The sequence below is a fragment of the Polynucleobacter sp. TUM22923 genome, from assembly GCF_030295705.1.
Lineage (GTDB): Bacteria > Pseudomonadota > Gammaproteobacteria > Burkholderiales > Burkholderiaceae > Polynucleobacter.
The window spans coordinates 653,160-668,345 of record NZ_AP027274.1 but is presented as its reverse complement, the minus strand read 5'-3'; the positions used below and the strand labels follow the sequence as shown (position 1 = coordinate 668,345).

Here is a 15,186-nt window from a genome sequence, read left to right as displayed (position 1 = left end):
GATTACCGGCATTAAATTGCTGCTGCAATGGCCTTACCTAAATCATCTGTCTTAACACTACCGCCTAAGTCTGGGGTTAAGAATTTACCCTCCGCTAAAACCTTTTCAATAGCAGTAAAGATGGCCAGTCCTGCCTCTGGGTAGCCTAGGTGGTCCAGCATCATGGATCCACTCCAGATCTGACCAATCGGATTGGCAATCATCTTGCCGTAAATATCAGGCGCAGATCCATGGACAGGCTCAAATAATGATGGGAACTTACCTTCTGGGTTAATACTTCCCGATGGGGCAACCGCGATCGTTCCAGTACAGGCTGGACCTAAGTCCGACAGGATATCGCCAAATAAGTTACTGGCCACTACAACGTCAAACCGATCAGGGTTCATTACAAAATGCGCCGCCAAAATATCAATATGGTACTTATCAGTTCTTACCTGTGGAAACTGCTTAGCCATAGTCTCAACCCGCTCATCCCAGTAAGGCATCGTAATTGCAATGCCATTAGATTTGGTCGCAGAGGTTAAATGTTTTTTAGGGCGACTCTGCGCTAAATCATAGGCATACCTCAAAATACGATCAACGCCTTGACGAGTAAAAATGGATTCCTGAATCACAAACTCACGATCGGTATCGGGGAACATTTTTCCCCCAACGCTAGAGTATTCACCTTCAGTGTTTTCACGCACTACAAAGAAATCAATATCACCTGGCTTACGATTAGCCAACGGACATGGCACGCCTGGTAACAGTCGTACAGGACGTAAATTGACGTATTGATCGAAGCCGCGACGGAACTGAATTAAGCTGCCCCATAAGGAAACGTGATCCGGAAGGATGTCGGGCATACCAACGGCACCAAAGAAAATAGCGTCGTACTGCATCAGCGTATCAAACCAGTCGTCCGGCATCATTTTGCCGTGCTTCAAATAGTAGTCACAGCTAGCAAAATCAAAATGGTCAAACTGCATCCCAATATTAAATTTCTTATTCACCGCCTCTAGAGCACGTAAGCCCTCTGGCATGACTTCTTTTCCAATGCCATCACCTGCGATGACGGCGATTTTGGGATTCTTAAATATTTTCTTTGCGTTCATATGAGACTCTTATTCTTTAGGTACTTCAGTATTAATCGTAGTGATACTATTTTTTAGCTAATTGCCCGACGAATATCGTCAGTCTTGGTTTTTTTACCTGTTACAGATTCACTGTTGTGATCTTCAGTATTTTCAATGGTTTCCATTACCGCTTCTTGCATGCGAATATTGTCTTTTGGGCAAATTGGAGCACCATAAGTAGCCCACTTTTTAAGTAGCGTGACTTCATAACCGCACTGACCACATTTGGCTTTATTACGACTGGCATTACTTGGGCGTGGTGGAGGAAAGCTGATGGCTTGATGTGGGTATGGTCCAAGCTCTTGACTGATCATCATGAGTCTAACTACCAACTCCTCAGTGGCATGCGCCATTCTGGCAGGACCTTCCAAGCCAACAGTTTGAGCAATTCCTTTGAAATCCTCACCATGGCCGCTAAAACAATCATCGACGGCATGACACAGCTCATGCACCAAGGTATCGAGCAGTTGAACGGGGTCGTCTAATTTTGGAGAGATAAAAATCTCATTTACTCCGCCTCCAGAGCGCTCACGGGGCCAGCATTGCCCCAGCGTAGTTCTCGGACTGCTCGATGCCGGAAATCCACACGACACACGTACCGGAGGAATGGCATAGCCCGCTTTAGAAAACACCGGCTCTAAGTGTCTTACCGCATCTTCTAACCAGGCTTCTCTTACAGAATGTTGCTTCATTAATAATGTGTTCAGTTTAGTGTTGTGGGGATCTCTGCTGGTACAGCGATTTAATCAAGCGTGATGTTAGCTGATTTAATAGCTTTATTCCAATATGGAAGTTCTTTCTTTAGTAGAGCATCCATGGCTGTTGGCGTAAGGTAGCGTAGCTCTACACCAGCCGCATCTGAGCGCTCTTTAACCTCTGGTAACGCTAAACTTTTTTTGACTGACTCTGTCAGTTTTGCGACCACGGGGGCCGGTGTTCCGGCAGGAGCGTATAAAGCGACCCAGGACTCTAGCTGAAAGCCTGGTAGGCCCGCCTCAGCAGTGGTGGGTACATTGGGCATTCCTGGGTGCCTACTTTTTCCAGTTACTGCCAATCCTTTAAGCTTTCCGCTTTGCACGTGCTGCATAACTGATGGCGGCGTTGTAATAAAGACCTGCACTTGACCGGCCAATACATCCTGCACTGCTGGTCCTGAGCCTTTATAAGGCACGTGAACCATATCAACACCCGTACTTTGCTTAAAGATCTCTGTGCCAATATGAGAAACAGAACCATTGCCTTGTGAGGCGTAATTGAGCTTTCCTGGGTTTGCTTTTGCATAAGCAATAAATTCTTTTAAATTATTTACTGGTACAGATGGATGGACCGCAATCACATTCGTTGAAACAGTTAACAATGCAATGGGAGAAAAATCCTTAATCGGATCCCAAGGTAATTTATCCATTAATGCAGGGTTGCCGACGTGGTATCCAGAGTAAGAAATTAATAAGGTATAGCCATCAGGCTTGGCCTTAGCAACATACTGGTAGGCAGTGTTTCCACTGGCACCTGGCTTATTGTCAACAATAACCGGCTGACCAATCACTCTCGAAAGGGGCTCACTTAACAAGCGTGCAGAGGTATCCACTAGACCACCTGGCGGGTTGGGAACAATCAGCGAAATTGGACGGTCGGGAAAAGTTTGTGCTTGAGCAACACTTATTCCCAATACCAGGCTGACTGTCACTAAAAAACGTTGCACTATTTGAAGGTGGTTCATATGGATCTCCTAAAATATATTTTTATTGATGACTCAGCTTTCACTGAGCCTCAAGCTGCATGCTGTTTATTGCCTACCGCTTACCGCTGACCTACTTTGACATTACCAAAAATAGCTTGAGCTGCGCGAGGCAAGCAACGCCAGTAGCGCTCATTGGAGGGCACAACACCGCCTAAAGCAGCGGCAGCTTCCCAGCCCCAACGTGGCTTATATAAAAACGCTCTGGCAAGGGCAATTAAATCCGCATCGCCCTGCTGCAAAATATCTTCCGCCTCTTGAGGTTCGGTAATAAGACCTACCGTCATTGTGGGCAGGCCAGATTGGTCTTTGACAATCTTAGCAAAAGGCACTTGGTAGCGTGGGCCTATGGCAATCTTTTGCAAAGGAGAAATACCACCGGAAGAGATGTGAACAAAATCACATCCCAAGGGTTTAAGCTGCGTTGCAAAATCAGCTGTTTCTTCAGGAGTCCAGCCCCCCTCAATCCAGTCGCTGGCTGATATTCGAATACCTAAGACACCTTGATAAGCGGCACGTACCGCTTTAAATAACTCCACAGGAAAGCGAATCCGGTTTTCAAAAGAGCCGCCGTACTCGTCTGTTCGCTGGTTAGCAATTGGAGAGAGAAACTGATGTAGTAAATACCCATGAGCACCGTGCAGTTCAATTCCGTCAATACCAATTCGATCGGCACGCTTGGCTGACATCACAAATGCTGCGATTAAGTCTTTGAGCTCCCCTGTAGAGAGTTCATGGGGCAAGCGCCCTCCATCTAACTGAGGAATTGCTGAGGGTGCAGCGGCTTCCCACCCACCCTGCGCCATGGACAGCAATTGACCGCCATCCCAAGGCGTCGCACTAGAGGCTTTGCGACCTGCATGGGCCAACTGGATGAATACCGGTGTTGCAGGGGCTAATTTGCGGGCCCTGCTAAGCTTATCTTGCAGTGCTGCCTCTGTTCGGTCATCCCACAAGCCAAGGCAGGCTGGTGTAATACGGCCTTCAGGGGTGACGCCTGTAGCCTCAATGATGAAAAGGGCTGCGCCACTGTTAAGTAGATTACCCCAATGCATTAAATGCCAGTCCTGAGCCTCCCCATTGACTGCTGAATATTGGCACATTGGCGCCACTACGATGCGGTTTGCTAGCGTAAGAGGGCCTTTTGGAGAGCCCAAGGCATAGGTAGAAAAGAGCAAACTCATGAGGGAACCTTTAAATAACTAAAAATTGCTGTAAGCGATAAAATAGAGGGTGTAGGATAAACGAGACCATCAAGTTATGCGGGCATTTGCCTAAAAGCTTGAATTGAACCTAAACCAGCAAAAGATTATTAAAAAATATGATAAATGCACCGCAAGCCTTTGAATCAAATGAAGATATCGGCCACTTTGTTAGTGGCAAGATCATTAATCCCAAAGACGGTCGCTTTTCCGACGTCTTTAACCCAACCAAAGGCATCGTTGCAAGACGAGTAGCGCTGGCAAGCCGTAAAGAGGTTGACGAGATAGTAGCTGTTGCTCAAACCGCCTTTAAGACCTGGAGCCAGACCTCCCCACTCCGTCGCGCACGGATTATGTTCAAGTACCTAGAGCTGCTAAATGCACATCGCGACGAACTAGCTGCCATCATTACCGCTGAGCATGGCAAAGTATTTACCGATGCCCAAGGCGAAGTGACCCGCGGTATTGAAATCGTAGAATTTGCAACCGGTATTCCGGAGCTGCTCAAAGGCGATTACACAGAACAAGTCTCTACCGATATTGATAACTGGGTCATGCGTCAACCTTTAGGCGTGGTTGCTGGTGTTACCCCATTCAACTTTCCCGTCATGGTTCCCATGTGGATGTTCCCTGTAGCAATCGCTTGTGGCAATACCTTCATTTTGAAGCCAAGCCCAACCGATCCAACCGCTTCATTGTTTATGGCTAGACTCCTAACCGAAGCTGGCCTGCCAGACGGCGTATTTAACGTCGTTCAGGGCGATAAAGAAGCAGTAGATGCTTTGATCGAAAACCCTGATGTCAAAGCAGTGAGTTTTGTTGGGTCGACCCCAATTGCAAATTATCTTTATGAGCGTTGTGCTCACTTTGGCAAACGCTCACAAGCTCTCGGTGGTGCCAAAAACCATATGGTCATCATGCCCGACGCGGATATGGACAAAGCAATTGATGCGCTGATTGGCGCCGCTTACGGATCTGCTGGCGAGCGCTGTATGGCGATCTCTGTAGCAGTGTTAGTAGGTGATGCCGCCGAAAGAATCATGCCTAAATTAATTGAGCGTACAAAAACCCTCAAAGTCAAAAATGGCATGGAATTAGATGCGGAGATGGGTCCGATTGTGACTAAGGCAGCTCTAGAGCGCATTACTGGCTACATTGAGAGTGGTGTTGCTTCAGGCGCAAAACTATTGGTAGATGGTCGCGGCCTGAAAGTGCCCGGTAATGAAAATGGTTTCTTCATTGGTGGCACACTATTTGATAACGTTACTCCAGATATGAAGATCTATTTAGAAGAAATTTTTGGGCCAGTCTTGTCTTGCTTACGCGTAGCTAATTTTGCGGAAGCGCTCAACTTAGTAAATTCTTGTGAATTTGGTAATGGCGTGGCTTGCTTCACGAGCGACGGTAATATTGCTCGAGAATTTGCGCGTCATGTTCAAGTTGGCATGGTCGGTATTAACGTACCTATTCCGGTACCAATGGCATGGCATGGTTTTGGTGGTTGGAAGAAGTCCATCTTTGGCGATATGCATGCCTATGGCAAAGAAGGTGTTCGCTTCTATACAAAACAAAAGAGTGTCATGCAGCGCTGGCCCCAGAGTATTGCTAAGGGCGCTGAATTTGCGATGCCAACCTCAAAGTAACACGCTAGAAACACTTCACCCTCAAATGAATAGCAGCCTACGGGCTGCTATTTTTTTGCCCATACTTATCTATACAGGTATGAAATAACGGCGCTCAATCGCACGTGCCAACAAAACAATTACTGAGACAAGCGCAAGATAGACAAGGGCCGCCATTAGATATGCCTTGAAAAACTGAAAATTAGTAGCGGCTAACTCTTGAATGCGAGCAAAGAACTCAGTGTACTGAATCAGAAAAGCAACTGAACTATCTTTTAAATTGGAGATCACTTGGTTGGTAAGTGCCGGAACAGAAAGTCTTATGACTTGTGGCAATGTGATCCACTGAAATATCTGCAAGGGATTAAATCCTTGGGCGCTAGCAGCTTCTAGCTGAATTTTATCGAGACCGTTGTAAGCCGTTTTTAGATAAGCAGCGTTATAGGCGGCTACATTAAAAGTAAACCCAATAAAAGCCACCGCAAATGGCGAGAGTCGGATATTCCACTGCGGTAGACCGTAATACATCAAGAACAATAAAACAATTAACGGCATTCCGATAAAGAAGGAAATATAGGCATTCGTCATATTGCAAACAATCGGGTTTTTATTCAGGGTGCAATAAAACACCACAATACCCAAAAGCAATCCAGAAACACTTACGAGCCCGGCAAGCTGAAGAGTATTAAGCAAGCCAGTCAAAATCAAAGGCATCTGCTCCAGAAGATCTCTAGTAAAAGAGCTCCAAGCAGCCATCAGAATTTTTTCTCATTCTGAAAGAATGCCTGAATGATAGGGTCTGAGTGTTTACTTAATACGTCAATGCGGTCATCCGCACGAATAACGCCGCGATCTAAAAACATCACCGTATCGGCAATGTTACGAGCAAAATGGAGATCATGGGTCACGCAGATCATGGTGATCCCCTCGCCATGAAGTCGATTGACCAGGTCAGCAACATCCCTTGACATTACTGGGTCTAAAGCTGAAGTTGGCTCATCGAGCACGAGTACCGCTGGGTCCATTGCCAGAGCACGTGCAATAGCAACGCGTTGTTTTTGCCCACCTGAAATTTGCGAGGGGTATTTGTCTTGATGGGCAGTCATATCGAAGTGCGATAGCTCTAATAAAGCCCTTTCTTTAGCCAAGGCCTTACTCATGCCCTGCAGTTTTCGCAGACCTAAAGTGACGTTATCCAGCACTGTCAGGTGGCTGTATAAAGCAAACTGCTGAAAAACAAAGCCAATCTGTTTGCGCAGCTCCCGCACATCTACATCTGGACCTAGAATCTCTTTGCCCCTAAAAAGGATAGATCCAGATGTTGGCTCCACAAGACGATTTAAGCAGCGCAGTAAAGTAGACTTTCCGGAACCAGAAGCGCCCATCAATACCCGCACATCCCCTTCCTGAAGATCGAGATGAATGTTTGATAGGACGGTTTGCCCCTCAAACTCTTTTACCAAATTACTAACTTGGATTAACGCCACGCAGTAACTCCATAAAAGTATTGGGTTTGGGTGCTAGCGGTCTTGCTGTGAATCATGCTGTGAATCATGCTGGATTGATCCCCGGAATTTGAAAGCGCTTGTTCAAAGACTGCACTCCTAGTAAACAGACCCGATAAATCAAAAAGTAAAGAACACCAACAGCGAAGTACACTTCTATGCCGCGCAGTGTTGTTGCGGTTAATGTCATGGCTTGCTTTGTAATCTCAGGGATACCCACGGTATAGGCAAACGGTGAGTACTTTAGAACAGAGGTGAACTCATTCACCATCCCCGGTAAAGAAAAACGGAGCATCTGCGGTAACTCGATATATCGCAATATTTGTAGGCGAGACATTCCCATTGCCTGTGCAGCAAGCACTTCAGATGCATCAATCGAATTAAATGCCCCACGAAAGACTTCTGCTAAGTAGGCTGATGCCACCAACCCCAGACTGAGGGCCATCGCCATTAAGGGGTGCACTTTGAGGCCAACGCTCGGTAAGCCAAAGTACACCATAAAAAGCAAGACAAGTACTGGTACACCCCGAAAGACATATGTATAGATATCAATCAGCAATTGCACCCAGAGTAGCCCTAACCGACGCAAGCTTGCCAGCGTTAGACCAACAAAAAACCCGGTCGCAGAGCAAACCAAAGTAACAATCACGGTGTAAGACAGACCTTGCGCTAGTTGCACAAGAATATCTAAGAAATTCACGGGATAAGCTTTCGAATCACCGATTAACGATTAAGTATTATTCTGCAGAGAAATTATTTCATCCACTTATCTAAAATCGCCTTGATTTTTTCTGGACCCAGTTCAGTAAGATACTTGTCAAAGTCATCGCGAAGCTTGGATCCTTTTGCAAAAGCGAAGCCTAGCTTATCGAAGCCTTTAAATTCATAGCTACTCTGAATGGGTAGATTCAGTTTATTTTGATAATTAAGAAAAACGGGCTCTTCGATAAAGGCTAAGTCTAAATTACCATTTTGCAAGTCTGTAACTACTTCTGCATAGGACGGATAAAGCTTTACCTTGCTTAGTGAGTAGTAACCTTTAGGCTCAAGCTCATTCTTAATTAGATCGTCATAGGCCATGCCGCGTGGGTAGCCGATAGAATATTTTTTGAGTTGATTTAAATCCGTGATTTGGATGTTCTTATTCTTCATGCTCACTAAATGCCAAGAATTGTCATAGTAAGGCTGCGAGAAATCCATCGCCTCTTTACGCTTATCGGTAATAGAGATACCAGAGAAGGCAACATCAGCCTGACCACTAGAGACGGCCCCCAACATGCCGGCCCAGTCATAGGTTGTTACTTTGAGCGTACAACCGCGAGACTGGCAGTAGCCCTGAAAAAGATCCATATCTACACCAACAATTTGACCCTTATCGTCAAATAGCATTGGGGGAGATGCAGGAGAAACGGCTACTTTGATTTCTTTAGAATCTGGAGACTTAGAGCAACCTAAGATGGTCAGCGCTAGAGTTGCGGCAAGCAGTGCTGTGAGTAGGCGTTTCATAGGAGTGACTCCGATTCTATTGTGTAGTAGGGCCCATTGGACATCAAAACAGTATAGGGGATGTTGACCCCGCTCAGAATGAATGGGACTAAAGCTCACGAACAGACTACTGCAGGGTATTTTTAAAGGCTGGCAGCATCGGCACAGCCATAATCTCAATACCTTCATCACGCAGAGCCTCAGCTTCATCTAGCGAGGTTTGACCACGAATACTTCTTTCGGGGGCTTCTTTGTAGTGAATTTTCCGGGCCTCATCTGCAAAAGAATTGCCTACATCCTCAGATGCACCCATTAATTCGCGCATTCCCTTTAAGAAGGCAGCTTGAACCTGAGCCTCTAAATGAGAATGATCGCTATCCGTTAAGGCAATCACATCCCCACTAGGAGATCCCGCTAATTTTCCACCCCCAACGGCGCCGCCAAGACTGGCAACAGTCAGTTCGGTAGAAGTCGAGATCGTATCTTTACTCGATCCGGATCTAGCAATATGCGGCGCTGAAGGCATTCTGATGATGCCCGCGCTGTCACATATTGGGCAAACCAAAATATTCCCATCTTGCTGAGCAAGAAAATCTGCCTCAGAGGCAAACCACCCTTCAAATCGGTGATCTATGGGGCAAGCGAGGTTATAAACTTTCATAAGACCTATATCGTGGCAAAAGTAGCAAATTCAATAGATCTATTTTAATAGGATTCCTGAAAACCTGAGCCTAAAGGTGTCGGGGTAACTAAACCTTGGCGGTAGCGATCCAGCCAATAGCTAGCAATAGTCGTTTTGACATCAGTAATATCGCCCCGCTCCACCCACTCAAGCAACTGCTCTAACGGCGCAGCAAATACATCCAAAAACTCTTCTGCATCCAGATGGCTCTTACCAGACACTAGACCCTGCGCAAGATAGATATCGATAAATTCTGTCGAATAAGAAATCACGGGATGAATACGTCGTATATAGCTCCACTTACTCGCGGTATATCCCGTCTCCTCCTTCAGCTCCCGCTGAGCACAAAGCAAGTGATCCTCACCAATCTCCAACTTTCCAGCGGGAATCTCAATACAAGCCTTAGCGATTGGATAGCGATACTGTCGCTCCATCAATACCCTACCATCATCCAATATTGCAAGAATTGCGACCGCTCCAGGATGCGTAAGATATTCCCGCACTGCTTGATTACCATCCGGTAAGCTCACTTGATCGCGCTTCATGTTCAGAAATATACCGCCGTAGATATCTTCACTAGAGATCCGCTCCTCTCTCAAGTGTTGATCACCGATGGGAAGATCTTTGAATAATTTTTCAGTCATGAATTACTTGTCCTTGTTTGATGGGCTATCTTACAAAAAATAGATGACAGAAAACAAAAAGGCTCCCATAGGAGCCTTTCGATATTCATTGGCATCAAGGCAACTATGAACCCAATAAAGTACGGCGCATAGCATCAAGACAAACATCCATTAAACCGGATGGGAAAATACCTAGTGCAAGAACAAGAATTGCGTTTAGACTCAAAAGCCCACGAGCAAAACCTGACCCTGATATCTGAACTGGATGTTTAAGCGCTGGCTCATCAAAATACATTACCTTAACGACTCTTAGGTAATAGAAGGCGCCGATTAAGGAGGCTATTACTGCAATGATGGCGATAAAGGTATGCCCACCATCTACCAAGGCTTCCAATACTCCCAGCTTAGCAGCGAAACCCACCGTTGGCGGAATACCTGCCAAAGAGAACATCATCACTAGGCCAATAAACGCAAACCAAGGGTGATTTTTGTTTAAACCTTTTAGGTCATCCAAAGTTTCACAGTCATGACCCTTGCGTGACAACAGCATTAAGAGTCCGAAACTTCCTAGCGTTGTCAAAACGTAAGTGATGGCATAAAACATAGAAGCACTAAAAGCATGGTCATCAAATACTGACAGCATACCGAGCAATACGAAGCCCATTTGCGCAATTGCTGAGTAGGCTAGCATGCGCTTTAAGTTCGTTTGCGCAATCGCTGTGACATTACCGATCACCAAAGAAAGGACGGCTAACAAGACGAGCATTGGCTGCCAATCACCCACGAGTGGCAATAGGGTATTGACCAATAGGCGGAACAACAACGCAAAGGCAGCAAGCTTTGGCGCAGCGGCGATCATGAGAGTCACAGCAGTGGGCGCACCTTGATAGACATCTGGCACCCACATATGAAACGGTACGACACCCAACTTAAAAGCGAGCCCAGACACAATGAATACCAAACCGAAAGCCATTACCAAATGATTAACACGTGGATCCGCAACGGTTCTGAAAATCTCGATTAAATCAAGTGAACCGGTAACGCCGTATAGCATTGACATACCATATAACAAGAAGCCAGAAGCTAGAGCGCCCAAAATAAAATACTTGATCGCCGCCTCAACACTTTTCTCACTGTTATGGCGCATGGCTACCAAAGCATAGGTTGGCAAAGCCATCAATTCCAGACCCAAATAAAGGGTCAATAGATTAGCGCCGGAGATCAATACAAATTGACCTAGCAAGGCCAACAAAGCTAAGACTATAAAGTCAGGACGGAACATTGCACGATCAGTCAGGTATTGCTTTGAATAGATCAAGCTAACCAACACTGCACCACACGAGCATGCTTTTAATAAATTAGAAAATGGATCTGATTGGAATAATCCATTCATAGCCACTAATGAAACATCACCCATGCGCCCAATGAACGCAAAAATCAAATACACCAGCAAAATAATAGTGAAAAAATATACAAATCCAACGCCGCGAGGTGTGTGAAAGATATCCTGCTCTACCCCTGGAGTTGCAAGCTGGCGCTCAGGGACATAGACACTGGCAACTAATAAGAAACTGGTGGCAATCAGTAAAACGAGTTCTGGCAGGATGGCTAATAGGTCGAATGCTTGCATGTGCTTTTACTCAGATTTTGCTGACAGCAACATGCTGCAGTAGATTAATTACGGCTGGATGAATAATGTCAGTAAATGGCTTTGGATAAACACCCATACCAATCACACAAACAGATAGGGCTGACATCATAAGATACTCACGAGCATTAAGATCCTTCAAGGCCGCGACATGTTCGTTGGTAATTGCGCCGAAGAATACCCGCTTGACCATCCAAAGAGAATAGGCAGCACTCAAGATCAGCGCGGTAGATGCCAGCAAGCCAATCGTAAAGTCATAATCAACCGCAGCCAAAATGACCATAAACTCACCAACAAAGCCGGAGGTAAATGGCAAGCCACAGTTTGCCATTGCCATCAACACAGCAAATGCTGTGAAGGCAGGCATACGATGCACTACGCCACCATAGTCAGCAATTTGCCTTGTATGCATCCGGTCGTAGAGAACGCCAATGGAGAGAAACATAGCGCCAGCAACAAAACCATGAGAGATCATCTGCACAATGCCGCCCTCAATACCCAGAGGACTAAAGAGAAAGAATCCCAGTGTCACAAAACCCATGTGCGCTACAGAAGAATAGGCAACCAGTTTCTTCATATCCTTTTGCACTAATGCAACGGCACCAACATAAATCACAGCCACCAAAGACAAGAAAATAATAAAGGGCCCGAGGTACTGGCTCGCATCTGGAGCAATCGGCAATGAGAAACGCAAGAAGCCATATGCCCCCAGCTTCAACATAATGGCTGCTAGCACTACTGATCCACCCGTAGGCGCCTCAACGTGGACATCTGGCAACCAAGTATGTAACGGCCACATTGGTACCTTGACAGCAAAGGCCATGAAGAAGGCAAAAAACAACAGGATTTGCTCAACGATATCAAGGCGGGCATTATGCCAAGCCAAGATGTCAAAGGTATTGGTCACGTTGTACAAGTACAGCATAGCAACCAAAGTTAATAAAGAGCCAAGCAAGGTATAGAGAAAGAATTTAAACGCGGCATAAATTCGGTTATGACCACCCCACACGCCAATGATGATGTACATTGGGATAAGCGTTGCCTCAAAGAAAACATAGAAAAGCAAAGCGTCCAAGGCAGCAAAAACACCAATCATCAATCCAGAGAGGATCATGAATGAAGCCATGTACTGGGATACCTTCTGATCAATCACTTCCCAAGCAGCAATCACCACAAAAATATTAATAAATGCGGTCAAAACAATAAACCAAACAGAGATCCCATCAACACCTAGGTAATAGTTGATGTCATATCGAGGAATCCAGCTAATCTTCTCAACAAATTGCATTCCGGCATTGGCTATATCAAATTCAATTACCAATGGGAGAGTGGCAATGAAACCCAAAACCGCACCGACAAGCGCTAACCAGCGAACACCAGCGCTAGGCTTATCTGAGCCGTAAAACAAAATAATGATGCCGAAAAAAATCGGGATCCAGATGGCAAAAGAAAGAATCATGATAAGTACTTAAGTAACGTGGGTCTAGCGAACAAAAGGCAGATAAGCATACAAAACCCAAGCCAACAATACTGCTAAGCCTGCAATCATAGCGAAGGCATAGTGATATAAATAACCGGATTGCAAATGACGGATTACGGCAGATAGGCGCCCTACCGCATGGGCGCTACCATTAACCAAAAAGCCATCGATAACTTGCTGATCGCCACGATGCCACAGCACGCCGCCTATCTTTAGCAGGCCTTTAGCAAATACCGTCTGGTTGAAATCATCCAGATAGTATTTGTTGTCCAGTAATTTTTTCAATGGGGCTAAGGCCTGAGCAACAACGCCAGGTAACTTTGGTGCCCATAAATAGCCAATTGCTGCCGTAAATACACCCAGTACAACCAGCAGTAAAACTGGCGAAGTGAGGGAATGCAAAGCCATCGCCACTGGACCATGAAATTCTTCAGCAATTTCTTTCATGGCAGGATGTCTAGCAATATCTACAAAGATGGAGTCGCCGAAAAAAGTGCCAAACAACAGAGGCGTAATTGTGTAATAGCCAATAATCACCGATGGGATGGCCAACAAGATTAGTGGGAGCGTCACTACAAAAGGAGATTCGTGAGGTTTCTGGCCGGGAGCTAAGCCATGATGCGCATGATCATCGCCCTGCTCTGCATGATCATGGTGATCGTGCGCGTGTGAATCCGCATGTGAGTCCGAATGTGAGTCCGCGTGACCCCATCGCGCTTTGCCATGAAATACATAAAAATATAAACGGAATGAATACAGTGCCGTTACAAAAACACTGGCCATAACCGCAAAATAAGCAAACCCTGATCCCGGAAGATGGCTAGCTGCAACGGCTTCAATAATCGAATCTTTTGAATAGAAGCCAGAAAAGAAAGGTGTGCCAACTAAGGCCAAGTTACCCAGCAGCATCATCAAACAAGTAATTGGCATGTACTTCCAAAGCCCACCCATTTTGCGCATATCTTGCTCATGGTGCATTCCTAAAATGACGCTACCAGCCGCAAGGAACAATAAGGCCTTAAAGAAAGCATGGGTCATCAGATGAAAAATAGCTACTGGGTAGGCAGAAACGCCTAAGGCCACTGTCATGTAACCCAGTTGGGACAGTGTTGAATAAGCTACAACACGCTTGATGTCCGTTTGAACAATCCCTAAGAAACCCATGAAGAGCGCAGTAATAGAACCGATCACCAAAATAAAGCTCAGGGCTACGTCTGATAGTTCAAACAACGGGGACATGCGGGAAACCATAAAGATTCCGGCAGTAACCATCGTAGCAGCATGAATCAATGCCGAAATTGGTGTTGGGCCTTCCATAGAGTCTGGCAACCAGACATGGAGTGGGAATTGGGCTGATTTACCCATCGCACCAATGAAAAGACAGATACAAATAACGGTCAGTAGATTCCAGCTTGTACCAGGCAGGACTTGTGCTGCCAGATTCGAATTCTGAGAAAAGATAACGTCATAGTTCATTGAACCTGTGCCGGCTAATAAAAGACCAATACCTAAGATGAAACCGAAGTCACCAATACGATTGACTAAGAAGGCTTTCATATTGGCAAATACTGCTGTTTGACGCTCGTAATAAAAACCAATCAGCAAATAGGAAACGACGCCCACTGCCTCCCAGCCAATAAATAGCTGCAGAAGGTTATTACTCATGACCAACATCAACATAGCAAAAGTAAAGAGTGAGATGTAAGAGAAGAAGCGGTTGTAGCCCTCTTCACCCCGCATATAACCAATGGTGTAGATATGAACCATCAAGGACACAAACGTCACCACACACATCATGGTCGCCGTCAAAGGATCAATTAAGAAACCAATATCTAAGTTCAACTCACCTAGTTCCATCCAACGATAAACGGAGCCATTGAAATAAAAACCATCATTAACCTGAGCCAACACAAAGCAAGACAATACAAACGCAATCGTCACACCCAAAATCGTTACGAACTGACAAGCACCGTGACCAATTCGGTTACCACCTAATTTGGTACCCAGTAGACCGGCGATGAGAGAGCCGAATAATGGCGCCAGGGGAATTGCGCAAAGAACAGGAAGTGTTAGGGTAAATTGCATG

14 protein-coding genes are annotated in these 15,186 nt (G+C 45.7%); 1 reads left to right on the top strand and 13 read right to left on the bottom strand.

The genetic code is table 11. The features are described from left to right. Positions 1-11: 11 nt before the first annotated feature. From QUD86_RS03420 to QUD86_RS03405, 4 genes are all read right to left on the bottom strand, one after another. Positions 12-1,094: a tartrate dehydrogenase gene (locus tag QUD86_RS03420; protein ID WP_286298166.1), complete on the bottom strand. Its 1,083-nt coding sequence runs from the start codon at positions 1,092-1,094 to the stop codon at positions 12-14. Positions 1,095-1,147: 53 nt separating this feature from the next. Continuing rightward, entirely contained in the window at positions 1,148-1,807 is a 660-nt protein-coding gene (locus QUD86_RS03415; RefSeq protein WP_286298165.1) for a SprT family zinc-dependent metalloprotease, read from the bottom strand. Between the two features lie 50 nt (positions 1,808-1,857). Further along, the gene (locus tag QUD86_RS03410; protein WP_286298164.1) at positions 1,858-2,835 is read right to left on the bottom strand and encodes a Bug family tripartite tricarboxylate transporter substrate binding protein; all 978 of its coding nucleotides are present in this window, start codon (positions 2,833-2,835) and stop codon (positions 1,858-1,860) included. An 80-nt stretch (positions 2,836-2,915) separates the two neighbouring features. Further along, the gene (locus QUD86_RS03405) at positions 2,916-4,037 is read right to left on the bottom strand and encodes an NADH:flavin oxidoreductase/NADH oxidase (protein WP_286298163.1); all 1,122 of its coding nucleotides are present in this window, start codon (positions 4,035-4,037) and stop codon (positions 2,916-2,918) included. 137 nt (positions 4,038-4,174) lie between these two features. Between QUD86_RS03405 and QUD86_RS03400 the strand changes: the two genes are divergently transcribed. Next, positions 4,175-5,698: a CoA-acylating methylmalonate-semialdehyde dehydrogenase gene (locus QUD86_RS03400; RefSeq protein WP_286298161.1), complete on the top strand. Its 1,524-nt coding sequence runs from the start codon at positions 4,175-4,177 to the stop codon at positions 5,696-5,698. A 69-nt stretch (positions 5,699-5,767) separates the two neighbouring features. On the opposite strand, the gene QUD86_RS03395 is transcribed toward QUD86_RS03400, so the two are convergent. The 9 genes from QUD86_RS03395 to nuoL form a co-directional block, all read right to left on the bottom strand. Further along, the gene (locus QUD86_RS03395) at positions 5,768-6,433 is read right to left on the bottom strand and encodes an amino acid ABC transporter permease (protein WP_286298160.1); all 666 of its coding nucleotides are present in this window, start codon (positions 6,431-6,433) and stop codon (positions 5,768-5,770) included. Continuing rightward, positions 6,433-7,164, bottom strand: a complete 732-nt coding sequence (locus QUD86_RS03390) for an amino acid ABC transporter ATP-binding protein (protein WP_286298158.1) — start codon at positions 7,162-7,164, stop codon at positions 6,433-6,435. The genes QUD86_RS03395 and QUD86_RS03390 overlap by 1 nt, the downstream gene beginning before the upstream one ends. A gap of 64 nt (positions 7,165-7,228) precedes the next feature. Beyond that, positions 7,229-7,861, bottom strand: coding sequence for an amino acid ABC transporter permease (locus QUD86_RS03385; RefSeq protein WP_286298157.1), 633 nt, complete (start codon positions 7,859-7,861; stop codon positions 7,229-7,231). A gap of 74 nt (positions 7,862-7,935) precedes the next feature. After that, positions 7,936-8,688, bottom strand: coding sequence for a transporter substrate-binding domain-containing protein (locus tag QUD86_RS03380; protein WP_286298156.1), 753 nt, complete (start codon positions 8,686-8,688; stop codon positions 7,936-7,938). Positions 8,689-8,794: 106 nt separating this feature from the next. Continuing rightward, positions 8,795-9,328 (bottom strand): DUF1178 family protein, encoded by a 534-nt coding sequence (locus QUD86_RS03375; protein ID WP_286298155.1) that lies wholly within the window; start codon positions 9,326-9,328, stop codon positions 8,795-8,797. Positions 9,329-9,372: 44 nt separating this feature from the next. Beyond that, positions 9,373-9,993, bottom strand: coding sequence for an NUDIX domain-containing protein (locus QUD86_RS03370; RefSeq protein ID WP_286298154.1), 621 nt, complete (start codon positions 9,991-9,993; stop codon positions 9,373-9,375). Positions 9,994-10,096: 103 nt separating this feature from the next. Then, complete coding sequence (gene nuoN / locus QUD86_RS03365; RefSeq protein ID WP_286298153.1) at positions 10,097-11,602, bottom strand: NADH-quinone oxidoreductase subunit NuoN; 1,506 nt, start codon at positions 11,600-11,602, stop codon at positions 10,097-10,099. 10 nt (positions 11,603-11,612) lie between these two features. Then, positions 11,613-13,079: an NADH-quinone oxidoreductase subunit M gene (locus tag QUD86_RS03360; RefSeq protein ID WP_286298152.1), complete on the bottom strand. Its 1,467-nt coding sequence runs from the start codon at positions 13,077-13,079 to the stop codon at positions 11,613-11,615. 24 nt (positions 13,080-13,103) lie between these two features. Then, positions 13,104-15,185 carry an NADH-quinone oxidoreductase subunit L gene (gene nuoL / locus QUD86_RS03355; RefSeq protein ID WP_286298151.1) on the bottom strand — a complete coding sequence of 694 codons (2,082 nt, stop codon included), beginning with the start codon at positions 15,183-15,185 and terminating at the stop codon, positions 13,104-13,106. Between the last annotated feature and the right edge of the window lies 1 nt (position 15,186).